The following is an 18,410-nucleotide window of genomic DNA, read 5'->3' on the forward strand; positions in this document are numbered from 1 at the left end:
TGCGGCGGGTAAAGGGCAACCGGACGGACCATGAACATCAAGACCTATTTGCCGATCCTTGACTGGGGCAGCCGCTACAATCGCCAGACGCTGACCAGCGACCTCATCGCCGCGATCATCGTCACCATCATGCTGATCCCGCAATCGCTGGCCTATGCCTTGTTAGCTGGCCTGCCACCGGAAGTGGGTCTTTATGCCTCTATTTTGCCGCTGATCGCCTATGCGATTTTCGGCACATCCTCGGCCCTCGCAGTCGGCCCGGTGGCCGTGGTCTCGCTGATGACGGCGACAGCCGTCGGGCGCCTGGCTGCCGAAGGATCGGCTGACTATGCCAGCGCCGCCATCATTCTGGCGATGCTGTCCGGCTTGATGCTGGCCCTGATGGGGTTGTTCCGGCTGGGCTTCGTGGCCAATTTCCTGTCCCATCCAGTTATTGCCGGCTTCATTACCGCATCCGGCATCATCATCGCCACCAGCCAGGTCGGTGGCCTGCTCGGGATCAAGACCGAAGGTCACACCATGCCGGAGCTGGTGATGTCGATCGTCACTCACCTGGGGCAGGTCAATTTCCATACGCTGGCTGTAGGCCTTGTCGCTCTGGCATCGTTGCTCTGGATCCGCCTGGACCTCAAGAACTGGCTGGCGCGATTTGGCGTGCCCAAGGGGGTGGCGACCATAATTGTGCGTGCCGGGCCAGTGCTGGTCGTTTTCCTGACTATGGCGTGGTCGGTACTGATGGATCTTGGCGGTAAGGGCGTATCGCTGGTCGGCCAGGTGCCCCAGGGACTGCCGATGCTGTCACTGCCCAGTTTCAGCTTGGACACAGTCCAGCAACTGGCTGTTCCCGCGCTGATCATTTCGATAGTCGGCTTTGTAGAGTCCATTTCCGTGGCCCAGACCCTGGCTGCCAAGCGCCGTGAACGCATTTCGCCCAACCAGGAGCTGATTGGCCTGGGTGCATCCAACATCGCGGCATCCTTGGGCGGTGGCTATCCGGTCACCGGCGGATTTGCCCGTTCAGTCGTCAACTTTGATGCCGGTGCGGCTACGCCCGCCGCTGGTGCGTTCACCGCCATTGGCATTGCCGGGGCGACGCTATTGCTGACTCCTTTTCTGGCTATCCTGCCCAAGGCGACGCTATCGGCGACCATTGTTATCGCGGTGCTGACGCTGGTGGACTTTTCCATTCTTAGGCGCGCCTGGTCCTACTCCAAGGCTGACTTCGTGGCTGTGGCGAGTACGCTGGCCGGCACTCTGCTGCTCGGTGTCGAAATCGGTATTGCGCTGGGTGTTGGCGCCTCGATCCTGATCTTTCTGTATCGCTCGTCGCAACCTCATGCGGCCGTGGTTGGCCTAGTGCCGGGTACCGAGCACTATCGCAACATTAAGCGCCATCAGGTCGAAACGGTGCCGGGCGTTCTTTCGATCCGCGTGGATGAAAGCCTCTATTTCGCCAATGCGCGCTATCTGGAGGACTTGGTCATCAACCAGGTTACCGCCAATGCGGGGCTGACGGACGTGGTGTTGATGTGCTCGGCAGTCAACGCGATCGACATGTCGGCTTTGGAAAGCCTTGAGGCGATAGAACATCGCCTCAAGGACCTTGGGGTTCGCCTCCACCTCTCGGAGGTCAAGGGGCCGGTAATGGACAAGCTCAAGCGCAGCGATTTTCTGGAGAATCTATCCGGCCAAGTCTATCTCAGTCAGCATCAGGCCATGACGGCGATCAAGTGTTCGTTGTCGGGCCAAGGCCGGAGTCTGGATCCGCCGACGGGGCTGGCCGCACAATGATATGAGTTTGGAGACCGCGATGGCGCATGTCGTCTGTTCTGACTGTGGAACCACCAACCGGATGCCGGCGATCAGTCTGGCAACTTCGGCCAAGTGTGGCAAATGCGGCCAGCCCATGTTCGATGGCCAGCCACGCGATGTGACGGGCGCCATTCTGGAAAAGCAGATTGCCAGATCGGACATCCCGGTCCTGGTCGATATCTGGGCGCCATGGTGCGGTCCTTGCAGGGTCATGGGCCCGCAATTTGAGGCTGCCGCGAAGGTAGGCGAGCCAGGCATGCGCTTCGTCAAGCTCAATTCGGACGAGAACCAGGAACTTGCCGCGCGGCTGGGTATTCGCGGCATTCCCACGATGATCATGTTCAGAAACGGCCAGGAAGTCGGCCGGGTCTCCGGGGCCATGCAGACCCGCCAGATTTTGCAATGGGCGCAGGAACAGGCTGGGCTTTAATTGGTCAGAGCCAGTATCGGCGCACGATTGCTCCAGAGCCACCGCGCGCCGATCGAGGGGACTACAAGGTCTAGAGCGGCTTCTTGATCCAGCGCGAGATGACCCCGACGATGCCTTCGCGGAACAGCAGCACGCTGATCACGAAGATGGTGCCCTGCATGATCGTTACCCAGGCGCCGAAGCTGGCGAAGTAGTTCTGCATGGTGACGATGACGGCGGCTCCGACAAAGGGGCCGAAGATGGTGCCCATGCCGCCCAGAAGGGTCATCAGGACGACCTCGCCCGACATGGTCCAGTAGACATCGGTGAGGGATGCGAGCTGGAAGACCAAGGCCTTGGTTGATCCCGCCATGCCAGCCAGAGATGCTGACATGACGAAGACAGCCAGCTTGTAGCGGTTGACCTTGTAGCCGAGCGAGATCGATCGCGGCTCGTTGTCGCGTATGGCCTTGAGGACCTGACCGAAGGGCGAGTGAATGATGCGGTAGATGGCAAGGAGCCCGCCAAAGACGATGGTTAGGACGACGAAGTAGAGCGTCAGGTCGTTGGCCAGCGGGATGAGGCCGAACAGATCGCCGCGGGGCACGGCCTGAATGCCGTCCTCGCCACCGGTGAAGGGAGCCTGCAGGGCAAAGAAGAAGATCATTTGCGCAAAGGCCAGGGTGACCATGGCGAAGTAGATGCCCTGGCGGCGGATGGCGAGTGCCCCGATGACAAGACCGAGGAACGCGGCGGCAACTGTGCCGAGCAGGATGGCTACTTCCGGGGTCAGGCCCCAGACTTTTGCAGCGTGGGCGGTGACATAGCTTGCGGAGCCAAAAAATGCGGCGTGGCCGAAGGAAAGCAACCCGCCAAAGCCGAGCAGCAGGTTAAGGGCCGAAGCAAAGAGCGCAAAGCACAAGATCTTCATGATGAAGACCGGATAGAGCACGAAAGGCGCGATCAGCAGCAGCCCCAGGAGGACGGCGAAGATGATGATGTGGTGGCGCGGCGTGCCGATGGGCATGGCCTGGGACGCGCTGGTATAGGTGGTTTCTGTCGTAACACTCATCTCAGGCGGTCCTTCCGAACAGGCCGGCCGGCTTGACCAGCAGCACGATGGCCATGATGACAAAGATCGCGACCGAGGAGGCTTCGGGATAGAACACCTTGGTCAGGCCCTCGATGATGCCGAGACCGAAGCCGGTGAGAATGGCGCCCAGGATTGAGCCCATGCCGCCGATCACGACCACGGCGAAAACGACGATGATGAGGTCCGCGCCCATATTCGGATTGACCGAATAGATCGGGGCGGCGAGCACGCCGGCAAATGCGGCCAAAGCGACGCCGAATCCGTAGGTTAGCGTGATCATGCGGGGGACGTTGATGCCGAAGGCGCCCACGAGTGTGGGGTTTTCAGTAGCGGCGCGGAGATAGGCGCCGAGGCGTGTGCGCTCGATGGCAAACCAGGTGCCGAAGCAGACGAGAAGCGAGGCCACCACCACCCAGCCGCGGTAATTGGGCAGGAACATGAAGCCCAGATTGGTGCCGCCCGAAAGCTGGGGCGGAATGGAGTAGGGCAGACCCGACACGCCGAAACCGTTGCGGAACAGACCCTGGATGATGAGCGCCAGGCCGAACGTCAACAGCAGGCCATAGAGATGGTCGAGATGATAAAGGCGCGAGATCATCAATCGCTCGATCACGACGCCGGTCGCTCCCACGACCAGAGGGACCACGACCAGCGCTCCCCAATAGGGAATGCCGAGATAGGTCAGGCCCATCCAGGCCACGAAGGCGCCCATCATGTATTGGGCCCCGTGACTGAAATTGATGATGTTGAGCAGCCCGAAGATGACGGCCAGTCCCAGGCTGAGCAGGGCGTAAAAGGAGCCGTTGATCAGCCCCAAAAGGAGCTGGCCGAACAGGGCTTGTGGGGGAATTCCCAAGAGCTCGAACATGTTCTCTTACCTAATTTCGCGGATCCGCAGTTGCCGAACCGCTCCGGCGACATTGGGCGGCGCCCCGGCCGGAGCCGGGACGCCAGGGGGGGTGAAACTACTCGACGAGCGCGCAGCCGCCGTCTTCAAGCGGCATGAAGGCGACTTCAGCCGGGATGGTGGAGAGCAGCTTGTAGTAATCCCAATCGCCGGTGGATTCTGCAGGCGACTTCACCTGGAACAGGTACATGTCGTGCAGATGGCGGCCGTCTTCACGCAGCGAGCCTTCGCCGAACACCTGGTCCTGCGACGGGTTGGACTTCATCCAGTCCATGACCGCCTCGGTTTCCTTGCTGTCGGTGGCTTCCACGCCCTTGAGATAGTGCGTTACGGCCGAATAGACGCCGGCGTGCACCATGGTTGGCTTGGAGCCGCCCATTTCTTCGGAGAAGCGTGCCGACCACTCGCGGGTATCGTCGTTGAGATCCCAGTAGAAGGCTTCGGTGAGCACCAGGCCCTGCGCCGTTTCAAGGCCCAGCGCATGCACATCGGTGATGAAAATCAGCAGCCCGGCAAGTGCCTGGCCGGCCTGGGTGATGCCGAATTCGGCTGCCTGCTTGATGGAGTTGACGGTGTCGCCGCCGGCATTAGCCAGGCCGATCACGTCTGCACCCGAGGCCTGGGCCTGCAGCAGGAACGAGGAGAAATCGGTGCCGGGGAAGGGGTGACGGACGGAGCCGACCACAGAGCCACCGGTTTCCTCGACCACCTTGGAGGTATTGGCTTCGAGCGAATGGCCGAAGGCGTAGTCGGCGGTCAGGAAATACCAGTTTTTGTAGCCGGATTCGACCATTGCGCGACCGGTGCCATTGGCCAGGGCATAGGTGTCGTAGGTCCAGTGTGCCGTGCCGGGAGCGCACTGTGCGCCGGTCAGGTCGGTTGAAGCGGCACCCGAGTTGAGGAAGATCTTGCCTTTCTCACGGGTGATCTCGCTGACCGCGAGGGCGGCCGAAGACGTTGGCACGTCGACGATCACATCCACGCCTTCCTGATCATACCACTGGCGGGCGATGGTCGAGGCCACGTCAGGCTTATTCTGGTGGTCGGCCGAGATCACCTCGACATTGATGCCCTTGGATGCGGCGTCGAAATCCTCAATGGCCATGCGGGCCGCCACGACCGAGCCTTCGCCCGAAAGGTCGGCATAGATGCCGGAGCGGTCATTGAGCACGCCCAGCTTGACGTCGACGGCCATGGCGGAACCCGCCATCAGCATGGCCGCAAGGCCGGCCAGAGTTGCAGTTTTGAAGTTCATGGTCTTCTCCTCCTAGGGTCCACTCCCGGACCGGTTTCCTCACACGCCCAGATAGGCGTGAAGCTTGCCCAGATTGGTCTGGATCTCTGTGTTGGGGATCATGTCGATGACCCGGCCCTGCTCGACCACGTAGTGGCGATCGGCGACCGAGGCGGCGAAATGAAAGTTCTGCTCGACCAGGACGATGGTGAAGCCCTGGTTCTTGAGCGTGGCCAGTGTGCGGCCGATCTGCTGTACGATGACCGGGGCAAGGCCCTCGGTCGGCTCGTCCAGAAGCAGGAATTTGGCGCCGGTGCGCAGGATGCGAGCAATAGCCAGCATCTGCTGTTCGCCGCCCGAAAGCTTGGTGCCCTGGCTCGAAAGGCGCTCGCGCAGATTCGGGAACATAGTGAGCACGTCCTCGCGCGTCAGCCCGCCCGGCTTGATCACTGGTGGCAGCATCAGGTTCTCGTCGACCGAAAGCGAGGAGAAAATGCCGCGCTCTTCGGGACAGAACGCGATGCCGAGTTTGGCGATGGCGCGTGCCGGCAAGCCAATGAGTTCCCGGTTTTCGAACTGCACTGATCCAGTGCGCTTGGCAATCAGCCCCATAATGGCGCGCAGGGTTGTGGTCTTGCCCGCGCCATTGCGGCCGAGCAGGGTGACCACTTCGCCCGGCGCGACATCGAAATTGATGCCGTGCAGGATGTGGCTCTCGTCATACCAGGCCTGGAGGTCGCGGACGGCGAGGGCATGAGCGGCTGGTGCGGGATCGATCTTGCGGGCAGCGTCAGCCATGACCAGCTCCGATATAGGCTTCAATGACCCGTGGGTCCTTGGAGACGGTTTCATAGGGGCCCTCGGCCAGCACTTCGCCGCGGGCGAGCACGGTGATCTTGTCCGAGAGGTCGGCGACCACGGACAGATTGTGCTCGACCATCAGGATGGTGCGCTTGGCCGCGATGCGGCGGATCAGGGCCGAGATGCGGCTGACGTCTTCCTGCGCCATGCCAGCCATGGGTTCGTCGAGCAGCAGCATTTCCGGCTCAAGCGCGAGGGTGGTGGCGATTTCGAGCGCGCGCTTGCGGCCATAGCTCAATTCGCCGGCCGTCTCGCCGATGAAGTCACTCAAGCCCACTTCCTCAATGCGCTCGCGGGCCTCGGCGTCATAGGCGTTGAGCACCTTCTGATTGCGCCAGAAGTCAAAACTGTCGCCCCGGCGGCGCTGCAGGGCAATGCGGACATTTTCCAGCACACTCATGCGCGGGAACACCGCCGAAATCTGGAATGAGCGGACAACACCGAGCCGGGCAATGGCGGCCGGCGCCAGGCCGGTAATGTCGCGACCATTGAACTTGATACTTCCCGCGCTGGGCTGCAGGAACTTCGTAAGCAGATTGAAGCAGGTGGTCTTGCCCGCGCCATTGGGGCCGATCAGCGCGTGAATGGTGCCGCGTTCGACATCGAGATCGACGCTGTTGACGGCGGTGAAGCCGGAGAAGCGCTTGGTCAATTGCCGGGCGGAAAGGATGATGTCGGGCGAACTCATTTGGCGGTCCAGCCTCCGTCGATGGAAATGGTCGAGCCGGTGATGGAACGCGCCCAGTCCGAACAGAGATAGGCGGCCATTTCGGCGATCTCCCCGGGTTGCACGAATTGCTTGGTTGGCTGGGGCGCCAGAATCACCTGGCGAATGACGTCTTCCTCGGAAAGGCCGTGCACCCGCGCCTGGTCGGCGACCTGTTTGGCCACCAGCGGGGTCCAGACATAGCCGGGGCAGATGGCGTTTACTGTGACGCCCTTTTCGGCCGCTTCGAGGGCGACCGTCTTGGTGAGGCCGACGACCGCATGCTTGGTGGCGACGTAGGCCGATTTGAAGGGGGAGGCGCGAAGGCCGTGCGCCGAGGCGATATTGATGATCCGGCCCCAGCCGCGCTCGGTCATGCCGGGCAGGCTGGTCCGAATGGCGTGAAAGGCGCTGTCGAGGCTCACCGAGACGATGCGCTGCCAGTCGTCCTCGGGAAATTCCTCGATCGGCGCGACCTTCTGGATCCCGGCATTGTTGACCAGCACATCGATGCGGCCAAAGCGGGCAATTGCCTGTTCGGCCAGTGCGCGACTAGCCGCACCATCAGACAAGTCTGCCTGAAAATAGGCGATCTCGCCCGAGCCCAGGCCGTCGAGTTCGGCAACCAGGGTGGTCCAGGCGTCGGCAGGCTCAAAACTGTTGAGCGCCACGTGGTAGTTCATCTGAGCAAATTTATGCGCGATCGCGAGCCCAATGCCGCTCGTCGATCCCGTCACCAGCGCAACGCGCTCTGACACGATCCCTTGCCTCCACCCTGTCGTTGGCCTTTTTTGGCCTTGTTGGCGAAGAACACTGCACGAAGCGTGCCAAGCCCGGATTTGCGGGGTTTTAGCGCCGTGCTGGTTGCAGGTTTGTCTGGATTGTCGGACAGAGTCCGGAGGGGGTGTTCGGGTTTTCGGACACAGTGTGGTGGGGAAGCGCATATGACGGGCGGCTTGGACTGTGCCGCCCCACGCTATGGAGCCGCCCTAGTCCAGACTATGCCGCTTTAGCTTTTCGTAGAGTTGGGAGCGGGAGACGCCGAGGCGCTGGGCCGCGGCGGTTTTGGAGCCCCCCTCGGCATTCAGGGCCTCGATCAGGGCAGAGCGTTCGGCAGATGCCAAGCGCTCGGCGAGGTTGTCGGCGATGGGTGGAGCAGGGGCAGCCGGCTCCCGGGCGCCGGGGGGCAGGGCCTTGGTGATCAGTCCCAGGTCAATGATTTCGCTGGGGGCCATGGCGGCGGCGCGCTCGAGCACATTGCGCAGTTCACGCACATTGCCCGGCCAGGAATAGTGCGTGAGCTGTTCTAGGGCTTCGGGCGTGATCAGCCAGCCGCGCTGATCGCGTGGCCGCGGGATGGTTTCGAGCAGGGCTTCGGCGATAAGGCCAATGTCATCCAGCCGTTCGCGCAAGGGCGGCACATGGATGGCCAAGACGGCGATGCGGTAATAGAGATCGGCCCGGAAGCTCTTGTCCTCAATCTTCTGCTCGAGCGGCTGGGAGGTAGCGGCGATGATGCGGACATCGACCTTCTTGACCGTATTGGAGCCGAGCGGCTCGAACTCGCCTTCCTGCAGGGCGCGCAGGAGTTTGGCCTGCAGGGCCGCCGGCATATCGCCAATTTCGTCGAGAAACAGCGTGCCGCCATGTGCCAGCTCGAACTTGCCCTTGCGCGGCTTGCGATCTGCGCCCGTGAACGCGCCGGGGGCCACGCCGAAGAATTCTGCTTCAAGCAGGGGCTCGGGAATGGCGGCGACGTTGACCGCCACAAACGGACCATCGGCGCGATCGGACTGCTGGTGGATGGCGTGGGCCAGGAGTTCCTTGCCGGTGCCGGTCTCGCCCAGGATGAGGGCGGCGCCATCGCGCAGGGCATAGCGGCGCACCATTGTCTTGAGTTCGCGCACAGCCTCGGACGCACCAACAAAGCTGGACAGTGAGTATTTGGTCTGGCGTTCGCGATTAAGCGCGGCCTGGGCGCGGGAGAGCTGGCGCTGCATGGTCTCGAATTTTTCGAGAATCGGGGCGAGATAATCGATCTCTTCGTAGAAGACGAAACCGACAGCGCCCTCGATCTCGCCTTGTTCATTGCGCAGGGGCAGGCGACAGACGACGAACTGCTTGTCGTCGAAGGCCATGATGTCGATCAGGATCGGCCGGCCCGTCTCGACCACCCGCCGCAGCAGCGAATGGGGAATGGTGTTTTCAACCGGCTGACCCACCAGATCCACGTCGGCGGGAATGCCCAGAAGGTCGCGATAGCGCTCGTCGATCCAGGTGATCCTGGCCTCGGCATCCACGGTTATGGCGCCCTTGAAGCTGTCGCCAAGCGAATCGAAGGCGTCGAGCACGGTGGCGACAGGCTTGGGCAGGGCACGCTTGTTGGTCATGGCAATCAACCGGGCATGGAGCTGAGATGGGAAAGCAGCTCGGCGACATTGTGAGCATTGTATTTCTTGAGCAGCCGCGCGCGGTAGCTTTCGACGGTGCGGGGCGAAATGTCGAGGGTACGAGCGATTTCCTTGGAAGTGCGGCCTTCGCCCAAGTGCATGACGATCTGCCGCTCGCGGCCGGACAACTTGAGCACGTTGCGGGTCTCGGAGAGGTCGGCAAAGCTCCACACGGCGCGGCGCAGCGGGTCGTCGTCGCGCGTCAGTGAGTGGCCACGTACCCGGCACCAGAACAGGGTTCCGTTCTTGCGGGCCATGATGCGCTCGTCCGAATAGCGATTGGTGCGCTTGAGCGGCTCGACCCCGACGTCGCGAATGCGCTCGAATTCCTCCATGGATGGATAGAGGATGGCGAAGGATTGTTCGACCAGTTCGTCAACGCCATAGCCGAACATTTCTGCAAAGGCCGGATTGCAGCCCCTGATCACCCGGCTTTCGGTCACCACCAGCCCGATCGGCGCGTTCTCATAGGCCAGGAGGCCAAGCTCATATGGGTCGATCATGTGGTGTGTTTCTACGGTATTGTCCGGCGCTGATGGGCTCCGGAATAATAGCGCGCAATTCGTTCTGCGCCAGTCAATGCCGAAAACGGCGCGCAGGAGCGATGTGGAGGAGAGATGTGGGTGCCCAGCGTTGGTCTCACAAATCTTGCAAGAATTGCATAGGGTTGGCGGGCCACCGGGCGTGGCAGCCACCCATTGGAGGGAGCAAGACATGAAGACGATTTTGGCCGCATTGGCCCTGTCCACGGCACTGAGCGGGGCAGCCTTTGCCCAGGACGCGGCGCGCATTGCGCTGCTGCACGGGCTTTCGGGCTCGCCGCTGGAGGCCTATTCCAAGCAGACCCATACCGGCTTCGAGATGGGGCTCGAATACGCCACCAATGGCACGATGGAGGTCAAGGGCAAGCCCATCGAGCTGATCATCAAGGACACCCAGTTCAAGCCCGACATTGCGCGCGCGCTGCTGGCAGAGGCCTATGGCGACGACGATGCGCTGATCGCGGTGGGTGATACGTCTTCGGGTGTGGCGCTTTCCATGCTGCCAGTGGCCGAGGAATATGAGCGCATCCTTCTGGTCGAGCCGGCTGTGGCCGATGGCCTGACGGGGCCGGATTCGAACCGCTATGTGTTCAAGACGTCCCGCAATTCGTCGATGGATATGCAGGCCCAGGCGCTGGCCCTGGCGCCGGACGAGAACCTCTACGTTGCCACCCTGGCACAGGATTATGCGTTCGGGCGCGACGGGGTTGCCGCTTTCAAGTCGGCGCTTGAAGGCACCGGCGCCAATCTCGTCGCCGAGGAATATGTCCCGCAGCAGACCACCGACTTCACCGCTACCATCGAGCGACTGTTCAATGCGCTCAAGGATCAGCCCGGCCGCAAGGTCATCATGATCTATGTGGCAGGCATCGACGCCCTGACGCCGCTGGCCTCGGCCGATCCGGGGCGCTTCGAGATCGAGCTCTCGACCGGCGGCAATATTCTGCCGGCGCTGGCCGCCTATAAGCAGGTGCCGGGCATGGAAGGGGCGATCTACTATTACTACGAAGCGCCCGACAATGAAGTGAACGACTGGCTGGTCGAGGAGCATATGGCGCGTTTCGGCACGCCGCCGGACTTCTTTACCGCTGGCGGGATGGCCTCGGCCATGGCGGTGGTCAAGGCGCTGGAAACCGCGCCCGAATGGGAAACCGAAACCCTGATCGAGACCATGGAAGGGATGAGCTTCGAGACGCCCAAGGGCACCATGACCTTCCGGCCCGAGGACCATCAGGCGCTCCAGGCCATGTATCACTTCAAGATCAAGGTCGAGGATGGCGTGGACTGGGCCATTCCTGAGCTGGTGCGGGTGATTGAGGCCGATGAGATGGATATCCCCGTCGGCCGCAACAACCAGGAATAGGCTGCGCCCGAACGCAGGCTTGACGACGCGCCCGGCGAGGGTCCTCCTCGCCGGACGTGTCCATCCCACGGGGTATGTTTTGTCCAGATCGCCATCCATCCGCACAGAAAACCTGACTATCCGTTTTGGCGGACATGCGGCAGTGAACAATGTGACCTGCTCGTTCCATCCTGGGGAACTGACGGTGATTGTCGGGCCCAACGGGGCAGGCAAGACGACCTGGTTCAACCTGGTTTCGGGACAGTTGAAGCCGAGTGCGGGGCGGATATTTCTGGGGGAGCGGGAGATTTCCGCGCTCTCGCCTTCGCAGAGGGCGCGAGCGGGGATTGGCCGGGCATTTCAGCTGACCAACCTGTTTCCCAAGCTCTCGGTGTTCGAGAATGTGCGGCTCGCCGTGCAGGCGCGGGCGCAGCAGGGGCATCGCATCATGGTGCGGGCGGCAGGGCTGACCGAGGTGGCGGACAAGGCCATGCATTATCTCACCGAGACCAATATGGCCGGGGTGGCCGCATTGCCCGCTTCGGCCTTGCCGCATGGCGATCAGCGCAAGCTCGAGGTGGCGATGCTGCTGGCGATGGAGCCGGACATTTTCATGTTCGATGAACCGACCGCCGGCATGTCGGTGGATGAAGCGCCGGTGATCCTGGACCTGATTGCGCGGATCAAGCAGGACAGTGCGCGCACGGTCCTGCTGGTCGAACACAAGATGGGTGTGGTGCGTGCGCTGGCTGACCGGATCGTGGTGCTGCACAATGGTGAGCTGGTTGCCGATGGCGACCCCGCAGAGGTGATGGCGCTTGATCTGGTGCGCGACATCTATCTGGGCACCGGTGCCGAGGCGGTGGCGTGATGGCCCCGATCCTTAGTCTCGATGATGTCCATACCGACATTGCCCAATATCAGATCCTGCATGGGGTGAGCCTGGATGTGCCCGAGGGTGGCGTGCATGTGATCCTGGGGCGCAATGGGGCAGGCAAGACAACGACGCTGCGCACGATCATGGGATTGTGGAGGCCTCGGCGCGGCTCCGTGCGGTTTCGCGGCGCCGATATTGCCGGATTTCCGACACCCGATATCGCGCGACGCGGCATCGCCTTTGTGCCTGAGAACATGGGCATATTCGGTGGGCTGACGGTTGAGGAAAATATGCGGCTGGCCAGCCATGACGGCAGCTTTGACAGCCGGAGGCTTGATCGCATCTACCATATCTTTCCGGCCATCAAGCAGTTCTGGACCAAGCCGGCGCATGCCCTTTCGGGTGGGCAGAAGCAGATGCTGGCGGTGTCCCGGGCCATTATCGAAAAGCGCGATTTGATCCTGATCGACGAGCCGACCAAGGGGCTGGCCCCTTCGATCATCCGGAACATGATCGCGGCTTTCCGAGAAATCGCTGAGGAAACCACGATCCTGCTGGTCGAGCAGAACTTCCACTTCGCGAGCGCGCTGGGGCAGACAGTTGCGGTGATCGATGACGGGCGCATCGTGCATCGTGGAGCCATGGCCGATCTCGTCAAGGACCCGGCGCTGCAGAGCCGTTTTCTCAGCCTGTCGCTGGAAGCCCATTGAGGACGATATGACCGACACTTCCCTTCCTCTTCGTGCACGGATGACGGCCAGTATCGACCGTTTTGGCGGCGTGATGCTGCTGCCGCTGGCGCTGGCAGGCATTGCCCTCATCCTGATCGGCCAGCCCTCGACCTGGGCTACGCTGACCATCGCGGGACTGGCCATGGGCATGATGATTTTTCTCATGGCTTCGGGATTGTCGCTGATTTTCGGACTTATGGACGTGCTCAATTTCGGCCATTCCGCCTTTGTCACCGCGGGTGCCTTTATCGGCGCGACGGTGTTGGGCTGGCTGGGTTTCTGGGTGACGGGCGGCAATCCGGCGCTCAACCTGACGGGGCTGCTCATCGCCATTGCGGTCGCCACGATTTTCGGTGGGCTGGCCGGCTGGTTCTTTGAACGGGTGGTGATCAAACCGGTCTATCAAGACCATCTGCGGCAGATCCTGATCACGGTCGGAGCACTGATCGTGGCCGAAGAACTGATCCTGCTGATCTGGGGCGGTGCGCCAATCCCCGTGCCGCGTCCGGCGGTGCTGACCGGCTCGATCGTCTTTGCGGGGGTTTCGGTTGAGATCTACCGCATCTTTGCATTTTTGCTCGGGCTGTTGGTCTATATCGGGCTTTATCTCGTGCTCAATCGCACGCGGCTGGGCCTGCTTATCCGGGCTGGCGTCGAAAACCGGGAAATGGTTGAGGCCCTGGGATTTCGTATCGACCGGCTCTTCATTCTCGTCTTCATGGCCGGCTCGGCCCTGGCGGCGATGGGCGGGGCCATGTGGGCTGGTTATCAGGGCCTGATCACAGCGGCGCTGGGCTCGGAGATGATGATCCTGGTGTTCATCGTGGTCATCATTGGCGGGCTGGGCTCCATCCAGGGCTCGCTGCTAGGCGCGCTGCTGGTTGGGCTGATGGCCAACTACGTCGCCTTTCTCGTGCCGAAGATGGCGCTGGCATCGAACATGTTGCTGATGATGGCGATCCTGCTCTGGCGCCCCTATGGGTTGCTGCCGGCGGTCAAGCGGTGAGGCGGAGATGAGCATGGCACAGAACAACACCGCGCTCGGCACATCGCACGTGCGGCCCGTCGCGGCGGCAGGCTGGACCGGACGGCTGGTCGTCTATGGGGCGGTGATCGCGATCGGCCTGGCGCTGGCGCTGGCGCCCTTCCTGTTCCCGGACGTGCGCAGCCAGGAAGTGGCCGCTCGCATCTGCGTCTTAATCGTTCTGGTGGCCAGCTACGATCTGCTGATCGGCTATACCGGTATCGTTTCGTTCGCGCACACCATGTTCTTCGGCATGGGCGCCTATGGCACGGCCATTGCGCTCAAGGCGATGGGGCCGGGTTTCGAAGCCATTCTGGTGGGCGGCGGGATCGGGGTCGCCGCGGCCCTGGTGCTGGCGCTGCTGATCGGGCTGCTCTCGCTGCGGGTCAAGGCGATCTTCTTTGCCATGGTAACGCTCTCGGCCGCCTCGGTGATGATGGTGCTGGCCAGCCAGCTTTCGGACTTTACCGGGGGTGAGGACGGCATCACCTATTCCATCCCGCGCCTGTTTTCGCCGGCCTTCGAATTGCTAACCGATGCCGAGGACAAGGCTGTCCGGCTGTTTGGTGTTTCTCTCAACGGCAAGATCGCGCTCTATTATTTCGTCTTCATCTCGGCGCTGGTGCTGTTCCTCATAATGATGCGCATCGTCGCCTCGCCATTGGGTTCCGTGCTGAAGGCGATCCGTGAAAACGAGATGCGCGCTGAGGCCATCGGCTATCGCGTGGTGTTCTATCGCACGACCATTTTCTGCATCGCCGCTGGCATAGCTGCCTGCGCGGGCATATTGCGCGCCGTCTGGCTCAAATATACCGGGCCCGATGTCGTGCTGTCGTTCGACATCATGATCGACATCCTGCTCATGGTAGTCATCGGCGGCATGGGGACGATGCTGGGGGCGGTCATTGGCGTGGTGCTGATGACGCTGGCGCAATACTATCTCAAGGACCTGATGGCGCTTGGCGCCGAAGCAACGGCCAGCGTTCCGGTTTTGCCCGACCTGCTCAATCCTGAGCGCTGGCTGCTCTGGCTTGGCCTGGGCTTCATTCTCCTCGTCTATTTCTTCCCATCGGGCATTGTCGGCACCTTGCTGGGCAAGGGAGGGCAGAAGTGACTGCGCCGCGTTCGACCTATATCGACGCCGCTGGCTTCGAAATGCATCTGACAGAATGGGGCGACCGCGCTAATCCGGCACTGGTGATGTGGCACGGCCTGGCGCGGACTGGCCGCGACTTCGACGAGGCTGCACAAGCGTTGTCCAGGGACTTTTTCGTGCTGTGCCCGGATACGCTGGGGCGCGGACTGTCAGCCTGGTCGGCAAGAGGGGCTGCCGACTATACCTTTGCCACCTATGGCGAAATGACCCAGGCCATGCTGGACCGGTATGATATCGGGCGGCTGGGATGGGTCGGGACGTCCATGGGCGGGCTGTTGGGTATTACGCTTGCGGCTGGATTGCTGCGGGAACGCATCACGCATCTGGTCATCAATGATGTGGGGCCGGACATCCCTTATGACAGTGCGCGGCGCATTGCCGACTATGTTGGCAATCCTCCAACGTTCGACAGCGTGGCCGACTACGAAGCATGGTTGCGCCGCACCTATGCCCCGTTCGGCGCCAATTCGGAGACATTCTGGCGTCGTATGGTTGATACCTCGATGCGCCGGACAGATGGCGGCAAGGTGACGGTGCATTATGACCCGGCCATTGTCTCGACCATGGCGGAAAACAAGGCCGATCTGGATGTGTGGGATGCCTATGACGCGGTGATTGCGCGTACACTGCTGATCCGCGGCGAACACTCCGACGTGTTGCCGCCGACCATTGCCAGCGCCATGCGGATGCGGGGGCCATGCCCTGAACTGGTCGTCATCCCCGAATGCGGCCATGCACCGACCTTGGCGGATGACAGGCAGATCGGGATGCTGCGGGATTTTCTTGTTTAATAGATGCGCTGTCGAACGGGGCCGTAGCTCCGGCACGCCAGGTACCACTGGGTCGACAGCGGTTCAGCCGCGGCGCATGACCTGGGCAAAGAACTCCGCATATCCCCCGGTCAATGTGCGCTGCATCAGATCGGCCAGATCGGCGAGGGGATCGGCAGACCAGTCGATGCGCAGATCGACATCGGGATAGGCCTGGCTGCCATAGACCTTGAGCGCGGCCGAGTTGATGCCGCGGCTATCGCCACCGGCTGCGTGGCCTGCCTTTAGTGCTACCAGCAGTTTTTCGGGCATTTCCAGTGTTGACGAGGCGGCGTCCAGCATGGCGTCCAACACACTGGGGCCGGCCAGAATATTACCAGCCACGGCAAGATCTTTCCCGGTGCGGTGACCGGCATAGCCCTGGCAACTCCCACCAGTCCACACAGCGATGCCGCCTTCTGCGTCCACGACAATAACTTGCCGCCGGTCGCTTTCCGGATCTGCAGCCAGAGCCAGGTCCAACGCCGATTGAGCGCCGTGTTGCTCAACATTGGCGAGCAGATCGATGGCTATATAGGGGTTGGTCATGGCCTGGGTGGCGACCGCCGCGGCGTTGGCCCGCCCATGTGGCACCAGGGCGCCGACGGCCGGGCCGGCCGTTGCGGTTGCGACGCCCAGAGCACCGGTTCGAGCATCTCGTGCGGCGATCGAAAAAGTCATACCGGCGAAGTCCTTCCTCCAAATTTATCAGCATAAATTGACGGCGACTGATATTTATGATGATAAATTACACATTCCTTGTCTCACGGTAGGGGCCGCGAGGCAATGGTTGAGGGAACGCAAGGAGGTTTCGATGACATTCAAATGGTACGGACTGGCGCCGTTGCTCGCCGCCACTGCCCTGGCACTGGTATCGCCGGTGGCTGCCCAGACGCCGCCCAATGTTTTGGTGGTCGGGCAGATTGCGGAGCCAGCCTCGCTGGACCCGCATGTTTCCACTGCCGCCAATGACTTCCGCATCGCGGTCAATCTTTATGACGGGCTGGTGCGCAACAAGTCCGGCACGCTGGAGATCGAACCGGCATTGGCCACCGACTGGATCATTTCCGATGACGGGCTCGAATATACTTTCAACCTGCGTGAAGGTGTCAGCTTCCACGACGGCACGCCCTTCGACGCCGAAGCGGTCAAGTTCAATTTCGACCGCATGCTGGACGAGACCCACCCCTTTGCCGATACCGGTCCGTTCCCGCTCTCCTTCTTCTTCTCCTCGGTCGAGAATGTGGAAGTGATCGATGACCTGACGGTCAAGTTCACCCTCAACGAGCCCTTTGCGCCCTTCATGTCCAATCTGGCCTCGCCGACGGGCCTGATTGTCTCGCCGGCGGCGGTTGAGCAGTATGGCGCCGATTATGGGCGTAATCCTGTTGGCACCGGCCCGTTCAAATTCGAGGAGTGGCAATCCAATACGCGCGTTGTCGCTTCGCGCAATGACGATTATTGGGACGGCGCCCCGGCGCTGGAGGCGGCCATTTTCCGCCCTATCACCGACGCTAATACCCGTGTCGCCGAGATGCTCTCTGGCGGGATCGACGTACTGCTCGAAACGCCGCCGGACAATGTCGCGCAGTTCCGTGACGATGCCAATTACCAGGTGGTGGAGGCCGTCGGCCCCCATGTCTGGTATGTGATGCTCAACGCCAAGGAGGGGCCCTTCACCGATGTGCGGGTGCGCCAGGCGGTGAACTATGCGGTCAATAAGGAGAGCTTGGTCAACGACGTGCTGCAAGGCACCGCCGAGGTTTCAGCTGGGCCAATCCCGCCAGCGTTCAACTGGGCCTATAATGAAGAGGTCGATCCCTATCCTTATGATCCGGAAATGGCCAAGCAACTGCTGGCAGAGGCCGGTGCGGAGGGCGCGTCGCTGACCTTCCTCGTTACCGAAGGCGGTTCGGGCATGCTCGATCCGGTGCCGATGGGCACGGCCATCCAAGCCGATCTGGCTGCGGTGGGCCTTGATGTCGAAATCCAGACCTATGAGTGGAACACCTTCCTTTCGGAGGTGAATCCGGGCCTGGAAGGCAAGGCAGACATGGCTGAAATGGCCTGGATGACCTCTGACCCCGACACGTTGCCCTTCCTCACGTTGCGCACGGCCGCCTGGCCGGAAGAGGGCGGGTTCAACTCGTCCTACTATTCAAACCCGGAAGTGGACGCCCTGCTCGACCAGGCCCGCGTTGCGACCGACCAGGCGGAGCGCGCCGAACTCTACAAGCAGGTGCAGGAAATCGCTCATGAGGACGCGCCTTGGCTGTTCGTGGCCAACTGGAAGCAGAATGCGGTCGTCACCAGTGCCGTGGGCGACTTCGAGCTGCAGCCGGACTTCGGTCTGGTGCTGCGAGACGTGAGCAAGCCATAGGCTTGTGCCGGGTGGGGGAGGGACCCTCATCCGGCGCTCCGTATCAGCACAGGTCTGTGAGGGGGAACATCTCCAGA

At 61.8% G+C, this 18,410-nt stretch carries 18 protein-coding genes; 9 read left to right on the forward strand and 9 right to left on the reverse strand.

Annotated elements, in window-relative coordinates:
- Positions 1–30 precede the first annotated feature (30 nt).
- The gene (locus ACE4RL_RS06925; RefSeq protein ID WP_375599771.1) at positions 31–1,791 is read left to right on the forward strand and encodes a SulP family inorganic anion transporter; all 1,761 of its coding nucleotides are present in this window, start codon (positions 31–33) and stop codon (positions 1,789–1,791) included.
- Positions 1,792–1,810: 19 nt separating this feature from the next.
- Entirely contained in the window at positions 1,811–2,242 is a 432-nt protein-coding gene (trxC, locus tag ACE4RL_RS06930; RefSeq protein ID WP_375600247.1) for a thioredoxin TrxC, read from the forward strand.
- A 70-nt stretch (positions 2,243–2,312) separates the two neighbouring features.
- Here the strand turns inward: trxC and ACE4RL_RS06935 are convergent, their stop codons facing one another.
- The 8 genes from ACE4RL_RS06935 to ACE4RL_RS06970 all read right to left on the reverse strand — a co-directional run bounded on the left by ACE4RL_RS06935 (position 2,313) and on the right by ACE4RL_RS06970 (position 9,975).
- Positions 2,313–3,248 carry a branched-chain amino acid ABC transporter permease gene (locus ACE4RL_RS06935; RefSeq protein ID WP_375600248.1) on the reverse strand — a complete coding sequence of 312 codons (936 nt, stop codon included), beginning with the start codon at positions 3,246–3,248 and terminating at the stop codon, positions 2,313–2,315.
- A 46-nt stretch (positions 3,249–3,294) separates the two neighbouring features.
- Entirely contained in the window at positions 3,295–4,182 is an 888-nt protein-coding gene (locus ACE4RL_RS06940) for a branched-chain amino acid ABC transporter permease (RefSeq protein ID WP_375599772.1), read from the reverse strand.
- Between the two features lie 97 nt (positions 4,183–4,279).
- Positions 4,280–5,476, reverse strand: coding sequence for an ABC transporter substrate-binding protein (locus ACE4RL_RS06945; protein ID WP_375599773.1), 1,197 nt, complete (start codon positions 5,474–5,476; stop codon positions 4,280–4,282).
- A 39-nt stretch (positions 5,477–5,515) separates the two neighbouring features.
- Positions 5,516–6,253 (reverse strand): ABC transporter ATP-binding protein, encoded by a 738-nt coding sequence (locus tag ACE4RL_RS06950; protein ID WP_375599774.1) that lies wholly within the window; start codon positions 6,251–6,253, stop codon positions 5,516–5,518.
- Entirely contained in the window at positions 6,246–7,004 is a 759-nt protein-coding gene (locus ACE4RL_RS06955; RefSeq protein WP_375599775.1) for an ABC transporter ATP-binding protein, read from the reverse strand. The genes ACE4RL_RS06950 and ACE4RL_RS06955 overlap by 8 nt, the downstream gene beginning before the upstream one ends.
- Entirely contained in the window at positions 7,001–7,780 is a 780-nt protein-coding gene (locus ACE4RL_RS06960; RefSeq protein ID WP_375599776.1) for a 3-hydroxybutyrate dehydrogenase, read from the reverse strand. The genes ACE4RL_RS06955 and ACE4RL_RS06960 overlap by 4 nt, the downstream gene beginning before the upstream one ends.
- A 231-nt stretch (positions 7,781–8,011) precedes the next feature.
- Positions 8,012–9,412 (reverse strand): sigma-54 interaction domain-containing protein, encoded by a 1,401-nt coding sequence (locus ACE4RL_RS06965; RefSeq protein WP_375599777.1) that lies wholly within the window; start codon positions 9,410–9,412, stop codon positions 8,012–8,014.
- Positions 9,413–9,417: 5 nt separating this feature from the next.
- Positions 9,418–9,975 carry a LuxR C-terminal-related transcriptional regulator gene (locus ACE4RL_RS06970; RefSeq protein ID WP_375599778.1) on the reverse strand — a complete coding sequence of 186 codons (558 nt, stop codon included), beginning with the start codon at positions 9,973–9,975 and terminating at the stop codon, positions 9,418–9,420.
- A 211-nt stretch (positions 9,976–10,186) separates the two neighbouring features.
- Here ACE4RL_RS06970 and ACE4RL_RS06975 point away from each other — a divergent pair, with 211 nt between their 5' ends.
- The 6 genes from ACE4RL_RS06975 to ACE4RL_RS07000 all read left to right on the forward strand — a co-directional run bounded on the left by ACE4RL_RS06975 (position 10,187) and on the right by ACE4RL_RS07000 (position 15,935).
- Complete coding sequence (locus tag ACE4RL_RS06975) at positions 10,187–11,377, forward strand: substrate-binding domain-containing protein (protein WP_375599779.1); 1,191 nt, start codon at positions 10,187–10,189, stop codon at positions 11,375–11,377.
- A 79-nt stretch (positions 11,378–11,456) separates the two neighbouring features.
- A complete protein-coding gene (locus ACE4RL_RS06980; protein ID WP_375599780.1) occupies positions 11,457–12,227 on the forward strand; it encodes an ABC transporter ATP-binding protein in 771 nt (256 codons plus the stop codon).
- A complete protein-coding gene (locus ACE4RL_RS06985) occupies positions 12,227–12,943 on the forward strand; it encodes an ABC transporter ATP-binding protein (protein ID WP_375599781.1) in 717 nt (238 codons plus the stop codon). The genes ACE4RL_RS06980 and ACE4RL_RS06985 overlap by 1 nt, the downstream gene beginning before the upstream one ends.
- A gap of 7 nt (positions 12,944–12,950) precedes the next feature.
- Entirely contained in the window at positions 12,951–13,970 is a 1,020-nt protein-coding gene (locus tag ACE4RL_RS06990; protein ID WP_375599782.1) for a branched-chain amino acid ABC transporter permease, read from the forward strand.
- A gap of 13 nt (positions 13,971–13,983) precedes the next feature.
- A complete protein-coding gene (locus ACE4RL_RS06995) occupies positions 13,984–15,102 on the forward strand; it encodes a branched-chain amino acid ABC transporter permease (RefSeq protein ID WP_375599783.1) in 1,119 nt (372 codons plus the stop codon).
- Entirely contained in the window at positions 15,099–15,935 is an 837-nt protein-coding gene (locus ACE4RL_RS07000) for an alpha/beta fold hydrolase (protein WP_375599784.1), read from the forward strand. The genes ACE4RL_RS06995 and ACE4RL_RS07000 overlap by 4 nt, the downstream gene beginning before the upstream one ends.
- A gap of 63 nt (positions 15,936–15,998) precedes the next feature.
- Here the strand turns inward: ACE4RL_RS07000 and ACE4RL_RS07005 are convergent, their stop codons facing one another.
- Positions 15,999–16,634 (reverse strand): DUF1028 domain-containing protein, encoded by a 636-nt coding sequence (locus tag ACE4RL_RS07005; protein ID WP_375599785.1) that lies wholly within the window; start codon positions 16,632–16,634, stop codon positions 15,999–16,001.
- A 133-nt stretch (positions 16,635–16,767) separates the two neighbouring features.
- Between ACE4RL_RS07005 and ACE4RL_RS07010 the strand changes: the two genes are divergently transcribed.
- Positions 16,768–18,333: an ABC transporter substrate-binding protein gene (locus tag ACE4RL_RS07010; RefSeq protein WP_375599786.1), complete on the forward strand. Its 1,566-nt coding sequence runs from the start codon at positions 16,768–16,770 to the stop codon at positions 18,331–18,333.
- Positions 18,334–18,410: the final 77 nt, after the last annotated feature.

The sequence above is a fragment of the Devosia polycyclovorans genome (genome assembly GCF_042181575.1).
GTDB lineage: Bacteria > Pseudomonadota > Alphaproteobacteria > Rhizobiales > Devosiaceae > Devosia > Devosia polycyclovorans.

Excerpts from the sequence above, each read along its gene's own strand:
- ACE4RL_RS07010 (WP_375599786.1), top strand. The coding sequence starts at position 16,768 with ATGACATTCAAATGGTACGGACTGGCGCCGTTGCTCGCCGCCACTGCC.
- ACE4RL_RS06935 (WP_375600248.1), bottom strand. The coding sequence starts at position 3,248 with ATGCCCATCGGCACGCCGCGCCACCACATCATCATCTTCGCCGTCCTC.
- ACE4RL_RS06950 (WP_375599774.1), bottom strand. The coding sequence starts at position 6,253 with ATGGCTGACGCTGCCCGCAAGATCGATCCCGCACCAGCCGCTCATGCC.
- ACE4RL_RS06945 (WP_375599773.1), bottom strand. The coding sequence starts at position 5,476 with ATGAACTTCAAAACTGCAACTCTGGCCGGCCTTGCGGCCATGCTGATG.
- ACE4RL_RS07005 (WP_375599785.1), bottom strand. The coding sequence starts at position 16,634 with ATGACTTTTTCGATCGCCGCACGAGATGCTCGAACCGGTGCTCTGGGC.
- ACE4RL_RS06965 (WP_375599777.1), bottom strand. The coding sequence starts at position 9,412 with ATGACCAACAAGCGTGCCCTGCCCAAGCCTGTCGCCACCGTGCTCGAC.
- ACE4RL_RS06975 (WP_375599779.1), top strand. The coding sequence starts at position 10,187 with ATGAAGACGATTTTGGCCGCATTGGCCCTGTCCACGGCACTGAGCGGG.
- ACE4RL_RS06955 (WP_375599775.1), bottom strand. The coding sequence starts at position 7,004 with ATGAGTTCGCCCGACATCATCCTTTCCGCCCGGCAATTGACCAAGCGC.
- ACE4RL_RS06925 (WP_375599771.1), top strand. The coding sequence starts at position 31 with ATGAACATCAAGACCTATTTGCCGATCCTTGACTGGGGCAGCCGCTAC.
- ACE4RL_RS06940 (WP_375599772.1), bottom strand. The coding sequence starts at position 4,182 with ATGTTCGAGCTCTTGGGAATTCCCCCACAAGCCCTGTTCGGCCAGCTC.
- trxC (WP_375600247.1), top strand. The coding sequence starts at position 1,811 with ATGGCGCATGTCGTCTGTTCTGACTGTGGAACCACCAACCGGATGCCG.
- ACE4RL_RS06990 (WP_375599782.1), top strand. The coding sequence starts at position 12,951 with ATGACCGACACTTCCCTTCCTCTTCGTGCACGGATGACGGCCAGTATC.
- ACE4RL_RS06970 (WP_375599778.1), bottom strand. The coding sequence starts at position 9,975 with ATGATCGACCCATATGAGCTTGGCCTCCTGGCCTATGAGAACGCGCCG.
- ACE4RL_RS06985 (WP_375599781.1), top strand. The coding sequence starts at position 12,227 with ATGGCCCCGATCCTTAGTCTCGATGATGTCCATACCGACATTGCCCAA.
- ACE4RL_RS06995 (WP_375599783.1), top strand. The coding sequence starts at position 13,984 with ATGGCACAGAACAACACCGCGCTCGGCACATCGCACGTGCGGCCCGTC.